Source organism: Streptomyces sp. NPDC021749 (assembly GCF_040640655.1).
Taxonomy (GTDB): domain Bacteria; phylum Actinomycetota; class Actinomycetes; order Streptomycetales; family Streptomycetaceae; genus Streptomyces.
Map to the genome: position 1 here is coordinate 48,174 of NZ_JBFACE010000026.1, position 19,847 is coordinate 68,020.

The 19,847-nt window shown below is 69.5% G+C and carries 22 protein-coding genes; 3 read left to right on the forward strand and 19 right to left on the reverse strand.

All coding sequences use genetic code 11. The features are described 5' to 3' along the window. Positions 1-67: 67 nt before the first annotated feature. The gene (locus tag AB0G35_RS24080; protein ID WP_360953067.1) at positions 68-2,152 is read right to left on the reverse strand and encodes a hypothetical protein; all 2,085 of its coding nucleotides are present in this window, start codon (positions 2,150-2,152) and stop codon (positions 68-70) included. A gap of 365 nt (positions 2,153-2,517) precedes the next feature. Further along, a complete protein-coding gene (locus tag AB0G35_RS24085) occupies positions 2,518-2,793 on the reverse strand; it encodes a hypothetical protein (protein ID WP_360953070.1) in 276 nt (91 codons plus the stop codon). A 700-nt stretch (positions 2,794-3,493) separates the two neighbouring features. On the opposite strand from AB0G35_RS24085, the gene AB0G35_RS24090 reads away from it, so the two are divergent. Beyond that, entirely contained in the window at positions 3,494-4,114 is a 621-nt protein-coding gene (locus AB0G35_RS24090) for a hypothetical protein (RefSeq protein ID WP_360953073.1), read from the forward strand. Positions 4,115-4,392: 278 nt separating this feature from the next. On the opposite strand, the gene AB0G35_RS24095 is transcribed toward AB0G35_RS24090, so the two are convergent. From AB0G35_RS24095 to AB0G35_RS24175, 17 genes are all read right to left on the reverse strand, one after another. Further along, positions 4,393-5,100 (reverse strand): Pycsar system effector family protein, encoded by a 708-nt coding sequence (locus AB0G35_RS24095; RefSeq protein ID WP_360953076.1) that lies wholly within the window; start codon positions 5,098-5,100, stop codon positions 4,393-4,395. Positions 5,101-5,839: 739 nt separating this feature from the next. Further along, positions 5,840-8,125: a hypothetical protein gene (locus tag AB0G35_RS24100; RefSeq protein ID WP_360953079.1), complete on the reverse strand. Its 2,286-nt coding sequence runs from the start codon at positions 8,123-8,125 to the stop codon at positions 5,840-5,842. 84 nt (positions 8,126-8,209) lie between these two features. Next, positions 8,210-8,716, reverse strand: coding sequence for a hypothetical protein (locus AB0G35_RS24105; protein WP_360953082.1), 507 nt, complete (start codon positions 8,714-8,716; stop codon positions 8,210-8,212). A gap of 2 nt (positions 8,717-8,718) precedes the next feature. Then, positions 8,719-9,465 carry a hypothetical protein gene (locus AB0G35_RS24110; RefSeq protein ID WP_360953085.1) on the reverse strand — a complete coding sequence of 249 codons (747 nt, stop codon included), beginning with the start codon at positions 9,463-9,465 and terminating at the stop codon, positions 8,719-8,721. Then, entirely contained in the window at positions 9,458-9,748 is a 291-nt protein-coding gene (locus AB0G35_RS24115) for a hypothetical protein (RefSeq protein ID WP_360953088.1), read from the reverse strand. Before AB0G35_RS24115 ends, AB0G35_RS24110 begins: the two co-directional genes overlap by 8 nt. A gap of 70 nt (positions 9,749-9,818) precedes the next feature. Then, a complete protein-coding gene (locus AB0G35_RS24120; RefSeq protein WP_360953091.1) occupies positions 9,819-10,100 on the reverse strand; it encodes a hypothetical protein in 282 nt (93 codons plus the stop codon). Beyond that, positions 10,097-10,297 (reverse strand): hypothetical protein, encoded by a 201-nt coding sequence (locus AB0G35_RS24125; RefSeq protein WP_360953094.1) that lies wholly within the window; start codon positions 10,295-10,297, stop codon positions 10,097-10,099. Before AB0G35_RS24125 ends, AB0G35_RS24120 begins: the two co-directional genes overlap by 4 nt. Next, positions 10,297-10,443: a hypothetical protein gene (locus AB0G35_RS24130; RefSeq protein WP_360953097.1), complete on the reverse strand. Its 147-nt coding sequence runs from the start codon at positions 10,441-10,443 to the stop codon at positions 10,297-10,299. The genes AB0G35_RS24125 and AB0G35_RS24130 overlap by 1 nt, the downstream gene beginning before the upstream one ends. A gap of 214 nt (positions 10,444-10,657) precedes the next feature. Further along, on the reverse strand, positions 10,658-13,399 hold the full coding sequence (locus AB0G35_RS24135; protein WP_360953100.1) for a hypothetical protein: 2,742 nt from the start codon (positions 13,397-13,399) through the stop codon (positions 10,658-10,660). 191 nt (positions 13,400-13,590) lie between these two features. Further along, the gene (locus tag AB0G35_RS24140) at positions 13,591-14,136 is read right to left on the reverse strand and encodes a hypothetical protein (RefSeq protein WP_360953103.1); all 546 of its coding nucleotides are present in this window, start codon (positions 14,134-14,136) and stop codon (positions 13,591-13,593) included. A 125-nt stretch (positions 14,137-14,261) separates the two neighbouring features. Then, positions 14,262-14,393, reverse strand: a complete 132-nt coding sequence (locus AB0G35_RS24145; protein ID WP_360953106.1) for a hypothetical protein — start codon at positions 14,391-14,393, stop codon at positions 14,262-14,264. Between the two features lie 349 nt (positions 14,394-14,742). Further along, positions 14,743-15,300, reverse strand: coding sequence for a hypothetical protein (locus AB0G35_RS24150; RefSeq protein ID WP_360953109.1), 558 nt, complete (start codon positions 15,298-15,300; stop codon positions 14,743-14,745). A gap of 287 nt (positions 15,301-15,587) precedes the next feature. Continuing rightward, the gene (locus AB0G35_RS24155) at positions 15,588-15,737 is read right to left on the reverse strand and encodes a hypothetical protein (RefSeq protein WP_360953112.1); all 150 of its coding nucleotides are present in this window, start codon (positions 15,735-15,737) and stop codon (positions 15,588-15,590) included. Then, on the reverse strand, positions 15,734-16,072 hold the full coding sequence (locus tag AB0G35_RS24160; protein WP_360953115.1) for a hypothetical protein: 339 nt from the start codon (positions 16,070-16,072) through the stop codon (positions 15,734-15,736). The genes AB0G35_RS24155 and AB0G35_RS24160 overlap by 4 nt, the downstream gene beginning before the upstream one ends. Before the next feature lie 136 nt (positions 16,073-16,208). Then, positions 16,209-16,463, reverse strand: a complete 255-nt coding sequence (locus AB0G35_RS24165) for a WhiB family transcriptional regulator (RefSeq protein WP_360953118.1) — start codon at positions 16,461-16,463, stop codon at positions 16,209-16,211. Continuing rightward, complete coding sequence (locus tag AB0G35_RS24170) at positions 16,464-16,805, reverse strand: hypothetical protein (RefSeq protein ID WP_360953121.1); 342 nt, start codon at positions 16,803-16,805, stop codon at positions 16,464-16,466. It lies immediately after the preceding gene. A gap of 120 nt (positions 16,806-16,925) precedes the next feature. Beyond that, on the reverse strand, positions 16,926-17,675 hold the full coding sequence (locus tag AB0G35_RS24175) for a hypothetical protein (RefSeq protein WP_360953124.1): 750 nt from the start codon (positions 17,673-17,675) through the stop codon (positions 16,926-16,928). A 296-nt stretch (positions 17,676-17,971) separates the two neighbouring features. Here AB0G35_RS24175 and AB0G35_RS24180 point away from each other — a divergent pair, with 296 nt between their 5' ends. After that, entirely contained in the window at positions 17,972-18,952 is a 981-nt protein-coding gene (locus AB0G35_RS24180; RefSeq protein ID WP_360953127.1) for a sigma-70 family RNA polymerase sigma factor, read from the forward strand. Position 18,953: 1 nt separating this feature from the next. After that, positions 18,954-19,802, forward strand: a complete 849-nt coding sequence (locus AB0G35_RS24185; RefSeq protein WP_360953130.1) for a hypothetical protein — start codon at positions 18,954-18,956, stop codon at positions 19,800-19,802. The last annotated feature ends 45 nt before the right edge of the window (positions 19,803-19,847 follow it).

A 19,847-nucleotide genomic window follows, 5' to 3' on the forward strand; every position in this document is an offset into this window, starting at 1 on the left:
CTCCCAGGTCGCTACAGCTGCAGCATGCTACTGCCGGGGATCCGTGGCGAGCGTGTAAGGCGGCATCTCACGCCTCCCGCCGGTCTGCATCCCGGAACCGTGCTGGCCCGGTCTCGGCCGGGGGGCGCACGTCAAGCAGTGCGTACTCAAGTCCACGCAGGTTTCCGTGGACTTGAGTCCAATCTGCCAGACCACCCATCGGATGTTCCGTCAGCGGGGAGGGAAAGTCACGGGCTTCCACCGTGAGGCGGTCGACGACAGCACGGGCTTCGCCGATTGTGTTGAGGAGATCGATGCGGCTCTTCTCATTCCGTTCCTCCCGCGTGATCTTCTGCTCTGCCTCCCGCTTCACCTTTTCCTGGCGGCGCTTCTTCTGCTCGTCGGCAACACGTTCGGGGTTGGCCTGCGTGAACAGGTGCTTCTCGAGGAGAATCTCGTGGGTGGCGCCGTCCGGAATTGGCTCGCCGGCCTCATCGACATGGGCGTAGGTGTAGTGAGCCTGAACGGACTTGCCTTCGCCGGTGCCGCCAGCTCTGTTCGGGTCGAAGGTCTCCACCACGGTCTTGGCCTGCCAGCGACCCCGGACGGTTGATGTCCACGGGGCGAGGACAACGGGCGGAGTTGCCCGGTACGGCACACGGCCATCGTCGACCTTACTGCCGGTGTCCCGCGTAAGCACGGCGTCTGCCATCAAGGCAGTGCCAGCGAGCACCGTGAGAGTGTGCTGCGCGTTGGTGTCGCCGTCGTCGGCGAGCTTGCGCAGCCGCTCGGCACTGGCCGGTACGGGCTTCCACTCGTCAAAGACGCCCGGGTACAGGACGCCTCCGTTACGCCAGGCTCGGCGGGCCACGTCTGTGGTGGCTGGCTTGGCCGCCCGCCAGGACATGTCGATGAGAACACCGAGGAACCCGGCGTAACGGTCATCACGCACCTGCCCGAAGCCGCGGTCACTGCGGATGAACCGCTTGGCCTCATCGAAGACCTTGTACCGCGTCAGGGTGTGAACAATCAGCACGGCCCGCCACAGAGGGTGGATGCGGCCGTCAAGCCCGTACATCGCATCGCTGTCGCAGCCGGGGACGAGGGAGGAGATCTGCTCGGCCGTCAGTTCCTCGTCGGCGACCAGCGCGGCGAACTCCGGGATGACCAACTGCCTATGCAAGAGATGGTTGACCATCCGACGGGCAGTCATGGCGTCCTGGGCTGCATCGCTCCAGCGGTTGACGCTGATGTGCCGGGAGCTCTGTGCCGTAGCGACGGCAGCTGCAAGCACGTCGTCGGCCTCGTCCTCGGCCAGGACCGCGCCCACGATCAGTCGCACTGGTACAGCGCGGGTCTGGAGCTGGCGCAGGGTAGCCATTGTCAGGCCATCGCGCGCCAAAGCGGCGTTGTGGCGCTCGGCGTCGCGGTTGTACGCACGGCGGCGCGCGGCTCGGGATGCAGTGAAGTTGTCGCCGAAAGTACTGGCGACAATACGGGCTTGCGCTGCGGGAGTCGCGTCCGGGTCGTAGTGACGGGCCGCCGCCGCGCTGACGCTGCGCGAGGAGCCGTCGATCAGCGCGGCGGTCAACGTCGCCGAGCTGTCATCGGCATAGCGGACCTCGGTGAGCACTGCCTCGACCGGGGTCATGACACCGTTGCTGAGGATGGAGTCGCTGTAGTCGGCCCCCTCCTGGCGCAGCGTCTCGCGTGCCACGTCCTCGACGACTTTGCGCGCATGGGCAGGGCTCTCGAACTCAACCTTGAGCTGTGACAACAGCTCACCAAATGCGTTCCGGACACCGGTGGGAGCTGGCGCCGGCGGGGCCTTGACCTGACCGGACAACCGCGGGTTACCGAGGGCCGTAGAGAGGCATTCGGCGTCGAAGAGCCCCTCAAGTACCAGGAGTTGGGTGACTCCCGCATAGAAGGAGTTGAGGCCGTCGACATTGTTCTTGTGGGTGGCCAAGACGGTCAAGCGCGGAATGTCGAGGAAACCGCCGACCGCCACCTCAATCGCCTCGTCCGAGAGGTTGATCCGCGGATTGTTGCGCATGGCCCGGCGGAGCTGACCGAGCTCCTTGGCCTCCGCAACCGGAAGTGGGCCGGGGACGCGATCAATCTGGATGAGATCGCCGTTTTCGTCCGTCAGCTGTACAGATGTGCGACTCACTGATGAGACCTCGCTCGTCAGGTGCCCCGCCGCCTTGAGCGCGGGACGTTGGAGACCGCACGTGACATTCCGGGGACGACGAGGCCATTGAGAGACGGGATCGGATTCCAACCGGCTGTCTCAGGACCCCCTGCAGATCTGCTGCCAGCACACCAACCTGTCGTGGTGTGCCCCGTCCGTTCCTGATCACGCACTCTGCTCAAGACGCAAGATAGTCGTATCCCATGGCACGCAGGGATGAGTTGACGAAAGTTCCATCGGGGACTTTGTGGTAGCCGCGCTACTCAGTTCAGCGAAGCCCGGGCCGGGCGGCCTGTCCCGTCCCCGCGCCCGGAGCGGGGCGGGGGCGAGGCAGGCAGCCCGGCTCATCCGTGGAACTTGCTACGCCGGAAGACCGCCTTGCGGATGTTGACCGTGGTGCCGCCCCCGCCGTTTCCCCGCGAGGCTCCGCGTACGGCGAGCGCCAGGAAGATCAGCACGAACAGGCCTGCCACGCTCATCACGGCCTGGCCAGTCGCCGTGAGGATGGCGTGCAACTGCGCGAGGGTCGGAGCGGCAGCACCGACGCCGACACCGGCGAGCGCGATGCCGCCGCCGGTCGACAGAGCGATGGCGCTGTACTTCCAGACGAACGCCGGCACCGCTCGCTGCGGCGCGGCCGGGGGAGTGGGAGATAGAGCTGGTACGGCTGGACCTGCCGCAGGTGGGGGACTGCTCCTGGATCGTGATGTCCTCCGCCTCCAGCACATCGCCCGCCTTCGACTGCAGGTCGCGCTGAGGTAGCGGATCCCTTCACCTTCAGGAGCGCCGCTCTTGCCGATAGGCGTCGTCGGCTAGTGGCGGTGCGCCATCCGTAGCGCTCGCACGGTCACGCGATCGGCGCTGTCGGTGGGAGCTGATAGCAATGCAGTCATGATCAGCAGTGATGACATAGGCGCCCTTGCCCAGAAGTTGACGAGCCGTTTTGTTGGTCTGCTCTGGAGCGAGGCGGATATGCGCAGCCTCATTCGAGGGCTCGGTTGGGAGTGGACTGGTGCCCCTGGCGGCCCGGTGGGCGCGGTGACTGGGCTGCCGGGAGGGGACGCGACACTCATCCCTGTCGGGACCGCTGAGAGGGAGTGGGCCCCGCTGGAGGAGTACCTGGAGCTCGTGGTGCCGTTGAGCCGGCCCGCCCCGGAACCGCGGGCGCAGGCCGAGGAGTTCCGACGCGCGGCGGATGCAGTGCGCCGAGTGCTCGGGGAGGCAACGTATGCCGGCAGTCATGGGAGCACCGGTCCGTACGGACGGCGCGAGGCGCGGCCCCTGTGGGGCAGCCCGTTTCTGCGCTGGCGCACGGAGCGGGTGACCCTGGAACTGCGGGCTGGGGCGGACGGGCCGGAGCTGGTGTTGCAGCCCAGCGAAGCGTGGGAGAGGTGGTACTCACTGGCCGGGCGGGGCTTTGTCGGCGTCCTGGAGGACTGCGGAGCGCCGTTGCAGCACCCGCGGTGGGAGCTGGCCGGCGACTGGGACACCCTGCGGGTCTCGCTCGGTGCATTCTTGCGGACGCTGCCCTCGGAAACGGTCGCGACCGGGGTGTCCCAGTGCCTGCCCCTGTACGGCCGGGTCAGTGAGGCCTGCCCGATCATGTTCGACATCGTCTGCGACGACCGCCTCTACCTCGGGTACTGCGAGTACATGGTCGAGGAGGCAGCGCGCGGCGAGAACGCGGCCCAGCTTGGGTGGAACCGCCGGGAGTCGCTGCCGGAAGGGCGCATCCGCCCCGAAGACGACGGTCAGCCGCCGTGGCGCATCGACGCGGGCGGTCCCGGAGAAGTGCGTGCCTCGGAGATGGCGGCCCTGATCGTGCGCACTGCCCAAGCCGCTGGAGTCACCAAGGCCACCGACCTGATCATCGGCGGGGAGGGCGAGTGCCGGGCCCCGTACCGGCTCCATTTCGCGGAGCTCGCAATGGCCACCGGCTGAGAGGGCCGACCGTCACGGACGACTCAACGACGTTCCGGCCGCCGAGGTACCACGGGAGAAGACATCGACGGCACCTTCACCTCGCTGGACTCGCCGACGGCGTCCTCGCGTCCGACGGCATCGGCCTTACCCCCGGGGGAACAGTCAGCGTAGGGGCGGCCAGGCGTTGAAAAGCAGTACCCCGCCCGGGAAACTGTGGGGCTCCGCCTCCCAGAACGCAAAGAAGGCCCCTGTGTGCCGCATTGTTGCGGCACACAGGGGCCTTCGCGTGGGTGGTGTCACGCACCGGCGGCGCCGGTGATCGCTGCGAGTGTCAGAAGGCCGAGGCCGCTGATGATGCAGTCGACGGCGATGCGGATGCGGCGGTACTTGGTGGCGGCAAGCTGTGACAGGACACCGATCTGTTGGGCGCGGCGGTCTTCGGCGAGCTGGATACGGATCTGGTCGGCGGGCAGGCGTGCCCAGTGGGGCCAGGAGGCGCGGTCGTCACCGCGGGTACAGGGCCTGACCGCCAGGAGGAGCAGGAACGTGGCGGCCAGCACAGCGGCAATGCCCGGCACGCCGATGAGGGTGGCGACCGTGGGCGGTTGGAGGCTGGGGGCGCTGGTGGCGAGGCCGGCGAGCAGCGCGCCGGTGAGGGCCAGGAGCAGGGAGGCTTTGCTGTCGCAGCGGCCGAGCTGGCTTTCCAGGGTGGTGACTTGGGCTGTGAGGTTGGCATCGGCGCGGACAGCAAGCGATAACGGCGTCGGCTGAGGCATGTCCTCGTGGCAAGGGCAACGCGGGTCGTGCGGGCTTTGGTTGCCGAGGCGGCCGCTGCCGCCGCAGCTGGTGCACGAGCCGTTGGCGCCCGGATCCAGGGACCAGGAGTGGCCGCAGGTGCGGCAGCGGGCGCAGTCGGCGCTGTCGTCGGTATGCGGGATGGGCTGGCCGTAGTCCTCGGTGTCGGGGGACTGGCAGGCAGGGCAGCTGCGGATGAAGACGGTCATGGGGCCTCGTTCCGTTGAGTGAGCTGGGTGCGGACGTGGTCGAGAACGTGGGGTGGGGGGCGCCACAGGCCGAGGGCGCCGGTGCAGGGCACGGGCAGCGGCAGGGGCTGGATGTCGTTAAGGAGCCAGTGGTGGTGGCCGGCCATGGCCCACGGTGTGCAGGGCCCGTCGTCGGGGTGGGATCCGGCGAGGCGGGCGTGGAGTGCGGCGAGCGGCCCGAGGTCGGCGTACCAGCGACCACGGCGGTCGACTTCGCCGTCCTTTTCACCGTCGGGGGGAGTGGCCGCCGTGGAGCACCCGGCGGTGGCTTTCGCCCTCGGCCTTGAGCCCTGCGCGCGTCCGGCAGAGGGGGCTGGTGGTGCGGCAGACGGGGCAGCGGTAGAGGTCCCGGCGCATGATCGTTTTCTCCTGGGTGGGCGGAAGCCGGCGCTGTGCGGCGGCGTCGGGAGTGACGTTGAGTAGCGGCCCCTGGGTGGGTGCTTGTGGGTGTTGGCCTGGCGTAGGGGTGGCCGCGATGGTGCGAGGCCGCTGAGGGCCCTTCTTTGGCTTCTAGGCGGTGATCCGGTCCTCTGCCGGGGGGCCCGGCTGCTGGCCCGCTCTACCCGCTCGATCGCAGGTCAGAGCAGTGCCTGCCCCGCTCGTAGGGCGCTCGCTGGGCGCTCAATACCCGCTCGCCGGGGTTGCGCCGAGCGGGTATCGAGCGGGTGCAGAGCGCCCTTGGAGCGGGTGCCGAGCGGGTTTATTCGGCGCTGTTCGCGGCGTCGAGGGCGCCCTGGAGGGCGGTGCGTTTGTAACCCTTCGCGTTCTTGAGGTTGTCGACGGCGCCGATGCTGACGGCGTTGCCGCAGCCGGCTTTGCGTAGCAGTGCGCCGAGCTGGGTCTTGTCGATGTCCTCGAATTCGTCGCCTGCGCCGATGGTTTCGGCGAGGGTTTCGGCGAGGGTTTCGACGCGGGCGCGGTCGGTGTCCATCTCGTCGAGGGCGGCGAGGCAGGCTCGGACGGCGCGGATTTCGCGTGGTTCGGTGATGCGGGGCTGTCCGGCGGCGTCGCCGGTGAGGGTGCCGGCTTGCTCGCGCATCTGGCGGGCGCGCTCGCAGACGGCTGCGAAGTCGGGCAGGCTCAGGAAGTCGCACGAGAGGATCTCCCAGCGGTGACCGGTGGCCGCGACGACGACGCCGACGTGGTTCTCGGTGAGGACCGAAGCGTCGGCTCCGGCGTCGGAGGCCAGATCGCCCAGGCTCATGCGGCTGGAGCGGGAGTCCAGGCAGCGCACCGAGACGCGCACCCCGAACAGGTCGCGGAAGCCGGTGGGGACTTCTTCGCCGTCGGGGCGCTGGGTGCCCACCACGAGGAAGACGCCGGCGGCCGGCCCGGCCCTCAGCAGGTTCTTGAGCTTCTCCAGGGCCCGTTCGCGGCGCTTGGGGGGTAGAGCGAGCAGGTAGAGCTGGAGTTCGTCGATGACGGCAAGCAGGACCGGCAGGCCGTGCTTGCGGGCAAGTTCGGGGGTCAGTCGCCCGTCGGGGACCAGATGCAGGTCGAGGTCGCCGAGGTCGCGGTAGCGGGCGTTCATGTCGTCGACGAGCTCTTCGAGGAGGTCCTCGAAGGCGGTCAGGCTGGCCTCGTCGGTGCCTTGAGTGAAGCGGTGCGCTACCCCGACTGTGGCATTCCAGTCCGTGCCGCCCTTGCCGTTGGCCAGGTACAGCCGCACGCCGGGGTCCAGGAGGCCGGCGGCGACGTCCAGGCGCATCGCGGCGGTTTTACCGAACCGCATGATCCCCGAATAGAAGTGGCTGGTGAAGCCGCCTGCGAACTCGGTGGGGATGGTCTTGGCTTCGCCCAGGATACTCTGGCCCAGCGGGATGCCGGCCCAAAAATCCCAGCTTTCGGCGGTGGCGAGGGGGCTGGTGGCGTGGCCCACGGCCAGGTAGGGGTCCTGCTCCGCCTCCCACACGTGCATCCGGCGCCCGTGGCCGCCTTCTGCGGCCGGCACTTCCCGGATGACCAACTGCATGGGTGGGATGCCGAGTTCGCCGGCGAGGACCTCGGTCTTGGCGATGACGTCCTGGACCAGTTTTCCCCCGCCCTTGGGCAGGTCGGCAACGAGCGTGTAGCCGTTGCCGACGCTGTAGTCCGGGCCGTCGAGCACCTCGATGCTCTTGGCAGAGTGGAGCAGGCTGGCCGCTGTCAGGGCGGCGTTGAGCCGGATCACCTCCTCCGGCAGCACGTCCGCCTCGGGGTCCGAGGCGATGATGGCGTCCTCGGTCGTCCCGGGCAGCGGCTCCAGCTCCCGGGGGCCGACAAGCTCAGCGGGCAGGGCCCGCTGCGTCAGGGCCAACGGATGACGTCCCAGCCACCAGGCAGCCCCGGCCAGGACCGGCACCGCCACCAGCCCGGCCAGCGGAGCTGCCAGGATGGCGCCGAGGGTGGCGGCCCCCGCGGGGAGCAGCACGCCCACGAACCTGCCCAACGCCCGCACGGAGCGGTACCGGCGCACCTGCTCAGCGTTGGGCTGTGCTCCTGCGACGTCGAACGGGATCTTCGTCAGCGCCTGACCGGCGCTGCGGCGCAGCTTCAGCTCGGTGCCAACGTCCTTGAGCCGGCGTACCTCCTCGGCGGTCAGGCCGAAGTCGACGGCGTCCCGGGTGAGCTTCTGGGCCTTCTTGCCCAGGCGGTTGATGTCGGCGGTGATGTCCTCGCGCTGCTCGATGTAGGTGTCGAGGTGGCGCTTGACCAGGCGGCGTCGGATCTCCTCGTCCGACATGTAGCCCAGGGTGGTCCAGTGGCTGGTCGCGGCGACGAGATGGCGCAAGCCGGGGCCGGTGTGGCCGGCGAGGGCGCGCAGGACGGTGGCCGCAGCCCGTACCGCCGCGCGGCCGTGCGCGCCGCGGCGCGTGCGGGCGCCGGTGGGCTGCTCCTGGTCCTCCTCGGGGCGGGGGCCGGGCTCGTCGTCGACGATTTCGGCCCAGACGTATTCGCCTTCGTAGGGGACGACCTCGCCCCCGGCGGTGTGGTGGGTGGTGCTCACTTCTGTCCTCCGTGGTGGGCGGGTGGTCCGGGCTGGGGCGGCCCGCCACACCCTCAGTGGGTGTGGGGGACCGTCCCGGCCCGGTCAGCCGCCAACGAGCCACAGGCCGACGTTGTTGGCGGCCAGCACCGCACCGGCGACGAAGAACCCGGTGAACCCCAGGCCGGTGCCGTAGCAGATGCCGACACCCGCGCCGACGATCATTTCCTTGAGGTCCTTGGCCTTGCCCTTGGCTGCGAAGAGCTTCACGACATACCAGGCGATGCCGCACAGGCCGATGACCGCGCCCCCGGCGGAGACAGGGGTGATGGTGGTGTGCGGCGGATTCGGCGTGCTCTTGGCGCCGGAGACGCCCTTCACAGCTGCTTCCCCACCGAAGTTGAGGACGTGCCGCAGGGCTCCGGCGATCTCACCAGCGATGCCGCCGGAGTTGACCGTCACGAGCAGCATGAACACCCCGACCAGGATCACCGTCCACTTCGCGCGCAGCCACTTGAACTTGAAGCCGGCGACGATGACGACGGTGCCGATCGCGGCGCAGGCCAGGGTGCCGAAGCCGGCGTTGGCGCCGGGGTTGTCGAAGAGGTTCACGGTCAGACTGCTCCTGTCAGGCGGTAGACGACGAAACGCCAGGTGGCGAGGGTCAGGCCGCACAGGGCGGCCCAGATGGCGGGGCGGGTGATGACCCATCCCAGCGGTGAGGTGATCTGGCGCCAGGTGGCGCGGGCGGTGGCCGTGGCCAGGCCCCAGGCGGCCTTGCACACGAAGCCGACTGCGCCGGATGCGTGCTTGCCGACGAACACCGGCACGACGAAGGGCAGGGCCATGCCGGCGGGCACGAACACCGCGTTGACGGTGTAGGTCTTCAGGGCCTCGGCGACCCAGACGGTCGCCGTGTGATCGCCCAGCGGCACGGCCGTGGCGACGGCGATGCACAGCAGGTTGCGTTTGATCTGCAGGCGGCCCCAGTCGACGCGGTTGCCCTCGGAGTCCCACACGGCGCTGCGCTCGATGAGGGCGGTGGCCAGGTCGGTCCAGCCGAACCCGAACGCACCGGAAATCGCGGCCTCCACGCCACGGCTGGCGACCTCGGTCACATCGAACCGCCGCTCGCTGGCCGGCTCGTCCGTGTAGGCGTCGGCGGCGGTGGGCTGGGCGGGGATGCGAGCGGGCGGGGCCGGCGGAGAGACGCTGCCGGTGATGGGGCACACGACGTAGGTGTCGGCGGCGAGCGCGCAGCCAGAATGGATCGGGCAGCTGGCGCAGCAGCCACCATCGGGGGCACCCAGCGGCCAGCTGGTGGTGGCGGGTTTGGTGAACGAGTACGCCGGGTCAGCCATCGTTAGCCTCCGGGCCAAGGGTGTGGGGGCGGCCGTCGATCGCGGTCTGCAGGCGGGCCTGGACGCCACGCTCGTCGTCGCCCTCCGGCGCGGCCTGGGGCTGGCGGACGGGCTCGGCGGAGGTGAAGGCGGGCGGCAGGTGCGTCGGCTGTGCGTGCAGAGCCGTGCGGGGTGGGGCGGGGTGGCCGGGCAGCAAGGTGCGGGTGGCCGGCACGGTGGCGGCGGCGAGGCGGCGCAGGTGCCGCAGGCGGCGGGGACATCGGATCAGCAGGCAGGCGAACACAGCACTCTCCGGAGGAGCACGCGGCGGGCCCGCCCGTTTCGAAGGTCGGGCCCGCAGCAACGTCGGGTGGTCAGGTGGCGCGATTGCGGTTCAGAGAACGGGCCTTGGCGCGGGAGCTGACCCTCGGCATGGCAACGCGAAATGCGCAGGTGGCGGTGAAGGGGCACCTCGCACAGGCCGTGGCGGCCTTGATCCGGTCGGTCAGCGGCGCACGTCTGCTGGCGGCCCGGTCGAACACCTCCAGCTCCGTCCGGCACGCGGCGGAGCCGGCGCTGGTCGGGGCGACGGTGGCGACCGCCTTCAGGGTGCGCTGGTCGCGGCGCGCATCCTCGGATTTCAGGTCCTTGCTCACCCCCGCCACCAGCTTCCGCGGTCCTGGCGGGCGCGCTCACGGTTCTCCCACGCCTGCCCCTGGCGGTCGGCCGCGGCCGCGCTGCGGTGGTGGCTCTGGCGGCGCTTGCGGGCGGCTTTGTCGGAGGCCGACTCGTGGTCGCGGTAGGTCGTGGCGGCCAGCTTCTGGTCGTTGCCCACGAGGCCGAAGAACGCCATCAGCCGGCCTCCTTCTTCTTCTTGGGCGTGCCGGGGACCGGCTTGGGCTCGGCCTTGAAACAGCCGCCGCGGGGCGCCTGGTAGGTCGTCTCGAAGCGGGGGTCGGGCTTGCTTCCGGGGGCGATGGGCATGGGGCGCAGTGGCATGCTGGGTCAGCTCCTTGAATGGGAGAGACCGTGCGGCGGCCGGGCCCTGGAAAGCGGGCCGCCGCACGGTCGGCGAAAGGACCGTGCGCCCGGTCAGGCCCTGGAAGCGGGCCGGGCGCACGGTGGCCGCCTGGCGGCCGTGGCCGGCCCCACACCCGCACCTGGGGGTGCGGTTGGGGCCGACACCGGTCGGCAGGAGGAGCAGCGGTCGTGGTCAGCGCACCACGTGCTGTTTGAGGGCGACGGCGATCATCCCGGCGCGGTCGGTGGCGATGGTGCCGCCAGCGGTCCGGACCGCCTCAGCGATGTTCTGGCGGTTGAGCGGCAGTTGCTCGGACCGAAGGCGGTCCAGAGCGGTCCGCTCGTGGGCGGTCAGCGTGATGACGGTCTGCTCCGGTCCGTGGTCCGGGTGCCCGGCTGCTTCGCCGGTCCGCTCCGGTCCACCGGTGAGGCCCGGGTCGGTCCGGCGGTCCGGACCGCGGTCGGGTTCACGGTCCAAGCCGGTGCGGTCCGGACCGCGCACCGCACGCCGCCCCTGGTCGGGGGCTTGCGGGTCCGGTCCGGCGGTCCGGTCCGGACCGTGAGCCGGTCCGTGGGCCGGACCGGACTGCGGTCCACCAGCGCGGTCCGTCGCAGTCCGGCCGGTCCATCCGGTCCGGTCGGTCCGGTCCGGACCGGTGGGCCCGTACTGGGCGGTGGCCGCGTCGCGGACCGGACCGGCCTCGCGGACCGGTTCTGCAGCGGTCTGGACCGCGGTCCGGACCGGCAGTTCCCGGTCCGGACCGTGGCGGACCGGGCCGACGGCAGGGGCTGGGTAGACCGGTCCGGACCGGTCCATGCGGGTCAGGGTCAAGACCGTGGGGATGGCTGCCGGACCGTGATCAGCGGTCCGGACCCGCGGGATGACCACCCGGTGCAGCGCCCAGCCCTCCTTGACCGCGGTCCGTTCCGCCAGGCGCTTCTCGGCGGCCTTCCACGCCTGATCCAGCGTGGCAAGCGAGGCGTCGGTGATCGCCAGGGACCACGCCGTGAACGAATGACGGAAGTAGCGCACCCAGCGGATGGCACCGATCCGCGGACGCGCCTTGGCGATCTGGCCCTTGGCCCGCAGCGCCTTGCGGTGCAGCAGCGATGCGTACAGCTCCCACAGCACCATGCCGACGATGCTCATCGTGGCGAAGGACACCGCCGACTGCGTCGGGGCGCCGTCCTTACCGCAGTGGTGGGCGTAGTTCATCGCCGCCGCTCCCCCGGCGAAGATCCAGGTGAAGATGCGGTGCAGCAGGCCAGCATCCCCAGCCTTGCGGGCCTGGTGGTACATCCACCCGGTGAACGCCGTGGTCAACTCCCACGCCGCCGCAAAGCCGATCGCGAAGATCGTCCACCAGTGGAATTCGGTTTTGGCGTAGTCCATCTGAGACCACCAGGCCACCGCCATCGGAGCCAGGATCGGCCCGGCGACCAACACCCGGCGAGCTTGAGCAGCCGACAAACGCCGGCACCACCCCGACACCGCGGACAGCCGCTCCATCAGGGATCGGCGGCCCGCGCGGCGCTTGGCCTTGCGCGCAGCAGCAGCATCACGGCGCCGAGCGCGGGCGTCGTCCTTGAGCTGCCGGCGGGCCAGGCGCCGCTCGGTGCGATCGGTCGCCCGCCGCATCTGCTCGGCAGCGTCCGCGGCGGCGGCATCGGCTTCCTTCTGCCGGTCGGCCGCCATCGTCAGCTGTGCCTGTGCGTGGGCCAGCAGCTTCTCGGCCTGCGACTTGGTGGCGTCCGCGCTGTACTGGGCGTCCCTGAGCAACCGGGCGGCCTCGGCCTTCGCGGCCGCGGTGGTGCGCTGGGCATCCTCGGCCGCCTCGGTACGCTGGCGTTCGGTGTCCTCCTCGACCAGGCGCCGAAGCCGGTCTGCCTCGTCCTGGGCCGTGTCCAGCTTTCGCTGCGCGTCCTCAACGACCGCTCGGGCCTGGGAGGTCAGCTGCTCGGCCTCCGACCGTCCCGCGGCACGCATGCGCTGCGCCTCGGCTTCGGCGTCGGCCTTGAGCTGGTTGATCTCACTCTTGCCCTGATCACGCAGCTCGTCGGCATCGCTGCGGGCCTGAGCCCGTACGGCATCGGCCTCACGATGCGACTTGGCGAGGTGCTGCTCGGCCTCCACACGAGCCCGGGCTTGCTCCGATTCGGCATCCGTCTTGATCCGGTCGGCCTTCTCGGCGGCCTCGGCGAGGAGAGCCTCGGCCTGCGACCGGGCTTCGACGAGCAGTTGCTCCGCCTGCTCCCGGGCGCTGCGCTGGATCGCCGCGGCCGCGCGATTGGCGTGTGCGCGGTGTCGGGCCGCGGCCGCGCGGGCGGAGGTGATGGTCTCCTTCGCCTGCCGGCGGGCCTCCTCCCGGGTCTGCTGCGCCTCGCGAGCGCCGGCGGCTCGTGCTCCCTCGGCCTCGGCGGTGGCCTGCCGCAGACGGCGGCCGATCTCCTCAATCACCTCGGCGAGGATCTGCCGCGCCTGGCCGTGGGCCTCCTTGCGGGCCTGCCGGGCCTGAGCCTGGGCCCGGTCGTTCAGGGCCGCGGCGTGGCTCCGGGCGTCGGCAAGCAGTTCCTGGGCCCGGTCCGTGGCCTCCCGCACGGTCGCTGCGGCAGCTTGATTGGCGCGATTGCGGTGCCGGGCGGCGGCCGCGCGGGCGGTGGTGGTGATGTCCTTCGCCTGCCGGCGGGCCTCCTCCCGGGACCGTTGCACCTCACGGCCGGCCGCCTTGCGCACGCCCTCGACCTCGGCGGTGGCCTGGCACAGACGGCGGTCAGCTTCCTCGGCGTCCCCGTGCACCGGCCTGGCCTGAGCCCCGGTCTTCGGCAACGCGACTGAGAGCGCCAGCTCTTTCGGCGCGGCCGCGACCTTCTTCGGTACTGCGGTCGTCTTCTTCGCCGGCGGCTTCGACTTGGCGCTGTTCCTGCGCGAGGCCATGCCAGTTCCTTTCTCGGAGCTGCGGATGAACGGCTGTCCGGCTCCCTTCATGACTTGGCCCTCCCGTCCAGGAGGGCGGGAGGGCCAAGCAGGCACCGTCAGACGTAGTGGGGATTGACAGTTCGTTAGCGGACCTATCGGCCACCGCGGATGAGGACAGTGCCGTCCGCGAGGCTGGCCGGCGGCGGTTTCTAATTGCGGCCAGCCTGCGACGGAATCGCCGGCGGAGCGTCCGCGACCAGCTGGATCTCCGTGATGGTCCAGCCGTCGGTGCGGGTGCCGGCCGACGGCCCCCAGCTGTCTGCCGGCACTCCGAACATCTCCGCCGCCTGCACAGCGCCCTGCCAGCTGCGGGCGGCGTTGATCGGGGCGCCCTTGCTCTGCAGGACGTAGACCTCGGACTCGCCATGCCGGGCGTGGGCCAACTCATCCTTGAGCCGTGCCATTTCCTCGTCCCGGATCCGCAGCTGGGAGCGCAGGCCGTCCGCGGTGTTGGCGCTGGTGTCCGCCTCTTCCTGGAGACGCTCGTACTCGGCCTGGGCGTCGCGGAGGTTCTTCGACAGATCCTGGACTTCGATCTGCAACTCTGCGCGCTGCTTCAGCAGCTGGTTCCTCTCCTCGCGGAGATCGTCGCGCTGCTTCGTCGCTTCCTGGTTGTCGATCACGGCGGCGGCCGCGGCCGCGCGCAGTTCGTCGAGGTCGGAACGCCTGGTCAGCTTCCAGGGCCACAGCTTCATGGGTTGTTACCTCTCCGCCCGTCCGGGCGTGGGATGTACGGGGACTACGTGGTGGGCCTGCCTCGCTGTGGCCGCCAGGACGGCGGCCACAGCGAGCGCGTTTGGAGCGCGGGCAGGGCGGTCTGTCAGCTCTTGCCGCGCAGGTTGATGCGCACCCGCGAAACGGGCTTCTCGGGCTTGTCGGCCGGGCTGGTGCGCTCGCCGAGGTTGATGCGCACCCGCGAGACCGGCTTGTCCGTGCTGCGGTCCTTCTTCATGGCGCTCCTTTCGGAGTCCGGACTGTCCGGCTCCCCGCCGCCTGCCCGTCGCTGATGGGCAGGGGAGGCAACCGCCAGGCCAGTTACTCATCGGCCGCGGGGGCGTAGTGGTGCGGCGCAGCGGCCCGCACCAGGTGCTGGTGCGGGCCGCGGGTGCTCTTGGCTGCAGGTGGTACGCAGCTGCGCTGCGCATTGCTGCCAGCGGGCCAGTGGAGATGTCAGGGGAGGCGGGGGCCGTCCGGGTCACGGAGCCGGATCGGGGGGTAGGGCCGGCTGGTCGGTTCGGGAGTCGGGGTTGTCCCCTCGTCCTTGTCCGCTTCCGTGGGCTCCTTGTCCTCGTCCATGGCGATCAGCCGGCCGCGTCGTAGTGGTCGGCGATGGTCAGCGGGGTGATGACGTAGCCGGTGGGCCCCGGCTCCCCGTCCCGTCCGAAGAAGCACGCTTCGACGGGGCTGAGCGGGTCCTCCAGATCGTCCGCAAGCCAGACCGGCAGCGCCCCGGGCTCCTCACGGCCGAGCAGGTCGCTGACGTGCGCGCGGGCCGCCTCAAGATTGCTGTAGTGCCGCAGCGGCAAGGCCCCGTGCGAGGGCCGGTAGACGACGGTCGCCTCCGGAAGCGCGACGATCTTGTCTTCCTTCTCCCAGGCGGTGCAGTGGGTGCGCACGCCCTGGGCGTCCTGGACAGTGATCGCCCATCCGGCATCCCAGCCGATCATCGCCAGGGCATCCGGCCCGTAGTGGATGCCGACGACGCGGTAGACGGTGTCCCAGTAGGCACTGTGGTAGATCCCGCCGATAACACGCGGGCCGACCTCGGTAGCGAAGACGATCTGCCCCTCACTGGCGGAAAGCCGCGTCGCCGGAGCAGTCGAAGTGGTCGGAGTGGACGGGGTGTTGCGGTGTTCCATGGCGATGTCCTCGTGAAGGAGTGGGAGTGGGGTGGAGGTCACGGACGCGGTGGCCGGCCTCCCACAGGCCCGCGGCAGCCAGAGCGGCGGCGGCGAGCAGCATGCGGGTGCGCGGATGGGCAAATCCGTGAAGTGCGAGGGCCCGCGCCGCCAACTGCTGAGCGGCGCGGGCGCGGCGTATGCCGCAGAGGTCGGGCACGAGCTCCTGCCAGACGTTTCAGAAGCGGGCTTGGCCGGTGGCGCAGTGACCCCGGCCCCGAAGGACTGGCCTTCTGCGCCACCTGCACTCACTGCTGCTGGGCGGCCGCCTGCCGGCGGGCTTCCTCCTCAACGGCCGCAGCCGCCCGCCGGTACGCGTCCATCGCCCGCTGCGACGCCTCAAGATCCGCGCGGGCCCGTTGCTGCGCGGCTTCCAGGTCCGCAAGCGTCACCGTCACCGGACACCACCGCCGACCAAGGCCCAACGGAAGATGTCGTTACCGGCCGCCCGGGGCAACACGGTGCGGGGCACTGCCTGGTCCCAGTCCTCCGCCGGGTTGTCGAGCTCCTTGTTGAGGTCTTCCTCCGTCGCCGCGACCGGGGGCAGCGGCAGGCGGTCCCGCATCTCATCCAGCGTGCGCGGCGCACGCCGAGAGGCGGAGATAAGGGCATCAGCGGTGCGGAGCCGGTGCCGGACTTCAGCGTGCAGACGGCGCAGCGCCGCCTCGTCGACCACTCCGGTGTTCGGCCGGGTGATCACAGGTGCCATGCTGATGGCCATCAGGTCCTCCACTTCAGGTCCTGGTACTGACAGCCCCCGGTCGCACCCGGGGGCTGTCGCCGTGGCCAGCTCGGACGAGCAGGCCACGAACCCCGGCTCCTCCTCCCGCGTTGAGAGAGGAACCGGGGAACGTGAGCGCTCGTACGAGTCAGGCCTTGTTGCGGGCGCGGTTGCGGGAGATCCGGCGCTTCAGCACCCGGCGCTCGTCCTCGGACAGTCCGCCCCAGACGCCGTCGGCCTGCCCGGACTCCAGCGCCCACGTGAGGCACTGCTCCATGACCGGGCAGCGGCGGCACACGGCCTTCGCCTCCTCGATCTGCAGGAGCGCCGGGCCGGTATTGCCGATGGGGAAGAACAGCTCGGGGTCCTCTTCGCGACATACCGCGCGGTGACGCCAGTCCATTCATGCCTCCTTGATCTGGGCGGGCTTGCTGGTGAAGCGGCGCTTGAGCGACCGGCGCTCGTCCCTGTCCAGGACGCGGAAGCGATAGTCGACGCGTCGCAGGAGGTTGGCCTGCCCAGCCCCGACGGCGTGGAGCGCGTCGGTCAGGTACAGGTGGGCGGAGGTGAGCTCGTAGACCTCGACGTCGTAGTCCCTGAGGGTGCGAAGGACGTCGATGGCGGCCTGCACGTCGTTGACGAAACCGACCGGGTCGGTGGAGGCGTCGCGGTCGATGACGGTGCTGACGAGTTCCCCGTGGGTCGCAATGATCTGCGGGAAGGTGAGGAAGTCGGCCTTGGACATCGGCTCTCCTGTCTGTTCTGTGTGGTGACAGCGGCTCCCCACTGGGGAGTTATCGGGTGCAAGCAGCCAAAGCGGCCCCCACCAATCACTCGGTGGGGGCCGTGGGTGGTTCAGCAGCAGTCAGGCGGTGATTCGTAGCGGCGTGAGCGGTACGTCCGCGCCGCGGTACTCGGAGATCGAGCCTTCAGCTCGTTCCGTGCACTGGTTATTCGTCCTCTCCACCGTCTCGCCGCCGCGCTTGTCCCACTGCTGGGCGCGGACTGCCGGCCATCGCTCGGCCTGCCGACGTGCCATGCGTCGCTCCTCGCGCTCCTGTTGCTCGCGGGCCTTGCGCCGGGCGGGCTCCTCCTGGAGGGCGAGGACGTAGCGGCGGGCGAGGATGCCACCGTCAGTGCAGTGCTGGCCGCCGACGCACCGCGTGCACCCCTTGCGGTGGGCGAGGTACGACTGGCGGGTCGACTCCAGCGTGACCTCCACCTTGAGCCGGGCAACCGGCGCGGCCGGAGCCGGGAGAGGCTTGTAGTGCTGGCGGGCCGCGCGGCGGTTGGCCTGCGGCATCGCATCTCGAAGGAGGCGGTCCTGCCGGGCCTGCCACCGCCGCACGTCGATGTCGACGACGACGGCCTGATGGCTACCAGGGCACAGAGAGGGCTTTACGCCCTCCGGGCCCGAGATGCAGTGCTCACGGATCTTGAGGTCGGTAGCTCCCATGATCCGACGCCAGGTCCGGCAGTCGGGGCAGGCGATCGACTTCACTTCGTCCGGACGAACGTTGAAGTCCTCTGGGGCCATGGTGCTGAGCAGCAGCGGCTCGCGGTAGTTGTTGAGCTTGGTGCGGATGCGACGACCGGGACGCACGCGTTTCCCCATCACGATCTCCTTCAGCAGATAGAGCGAGTGCTGCTCTCTCTGCCACGCCAGGCCGGCCTTGCGGCCGGTGATCCTGACGGACAGACAGCGCAGCAGCGCTGGTCGGGGTAGTGCTGTGGTGCTCGATATGCGGTACAGACGCCTCGGCCGGGGGAGCAAAGGCTCAACCCCACTGCCGCCGCAGAACGGTGACGCCTGCTGTTTTGCGGTGTGACACTGGTGTGCAGATATAGCTAGCGCAACCATGCGGTTTAGCGCGCTAAACCGTCTGCACATCGAAACCATAGGACGACGGCATGGACCCCGTCAACCACCTTGAACCGGTAGGGTTTAGTGCGGTAAACAGGGACGACGAAGGAGGCACCATGGGAAACGGGGAATCACTGCGCTCGTTTAGAGAGCAGCTGGATGCGGCTTTCGATGTCACCTTGTCCCAGCTGAAGGAGCTATCGGACCCGCTTGAGCGGGCCAAGGCCGCACACGCCCTCACCGGCCGGGTGTCGGACTACGGCAACGAGATGCAGGTCATCCGCAACGAGGCGATGAACGAGACGTTGCGTCTAGGCATGCTGAACAGCAGCCAGCTGGCGGGGGAGCTTGGGATCAGCAAGGGGCGTGTGAGCCAGCTCGCGAAGGGCTTTCCACCGGAGCGTCTTTTCCTCGGCTCGGGGAAGGTCATCGTCGCCATCGCCGAGAAGCTAGAGGAGCGCAAGCTCAGGGACGGTCACGACAAGCCTGTGCAGGGACCCGTGATCGCAACCGAGGATGTGCAGACCTATGAGCGGCTCCGGGAGCTGGCCGAGGAGGTGGGTCTCGAAACCGTCTTTGAGCGAATCCCGCTCGGCGGCAACGTCCACCTCAATAGGACCAACTTGGTGGTGATCTGCGGACCGCGGCTATCGCCTCTCATCGAGCAGATCCTTGAGAGCGACCCCCACCTGCGCTTCGGCGAGGACGCCAAGGGATGGCACTTGATCGATCGCACCACAGGCCGGGTCTATCGCTCTCCCATGGACGAAGGTGAGAGCGCTGACATCGCCTACTTCGGCAGGCTTCCGCGGCCAGATGGCCAGGGCACCTTCCTCTATGTCGCCGGCATCCACGCCCGTGGGTCTGGTGGCGTGGTGCACTGGCTTACCAACGAGCTTGCCGCCGTACATCGCGAACTCAAGGGGCGGCGGTTTTCCACCTTGATCTCCAGCCGGTTCGATGCTGAGACCCTGGAGATCGTCGAAAGCGAGCGCATTACGCCGTTCTACCGCCCGGAAGGGGCTTGAGGTGCAGGTAGCCATTGCATCGGCCAAAGGTGTGGGCACCACTAACGAGGACTCAGCCCACGCCTGCCCCACCGCAGTCGTCGTCTTGGACGGCCTGTCTGCCCCTACGGATCTACCCATGGGCTGCATTCACGGCACTCCATGGGTTGTGCGGCAGCTCGGCACCCGCCTGATCAATCTTCTCGGTGACAACGGAATCCCTCTGCGCGAAGCGCTGCGCACCGCGATCATCGAGGTCAACGACCTGCACAGCACTTCCTGCTCACTCGACCAGGAGGCCGTTCCTGCGTCCACCGTCGTGATGCTCCGCGAGCGCGCCGATGCGCTTGACTACCTGGTGCTCTCCGACAGCGTGCTAGTGCTTGACCTCGGTGATGGGGGCATCCAAACAGTCACTGACAAGCGGGTTGAGGAAGTAGCTGGCGAGGAAATGCGGGCTGCGCTACGGGGCCCAACTGGCACTGAGGAGCATGCGGCGCGCGTCTCCGAGCTCGTCTCTGTCCAGCGGCGTCTCCGCAACAATCCGAACGGCTACTGGGTTGCCTCCACCGACCCGGCGGCTGCTGACGAGGCGATCACAGGCACCGTAGACCTCGCCAACGTCCAACAGGCCGCATTGCTGACGGATGGCGCGAGCCGCCTCGTCGACACATTTGGCGCGCTCAGCTGGGACCAGTTGCTCAACATTCTGCGGACCGAAGGGCCAGCGGCCCTGATCGCTCATACTCGCGCAGCGGAGCAAGCCGACCCGGTTGGCGACCGATGGCCACGATTCAAGCGCAGCGACGACGCGACAGTCGCATACGTCCTGCCGGTCAGCGCGTTGCCAGCATTCGATCCGGAGAGCTGAGCCATGAGCAGGCAGCCCTGGGGCGCCTCTGCTGCACGGACGGCA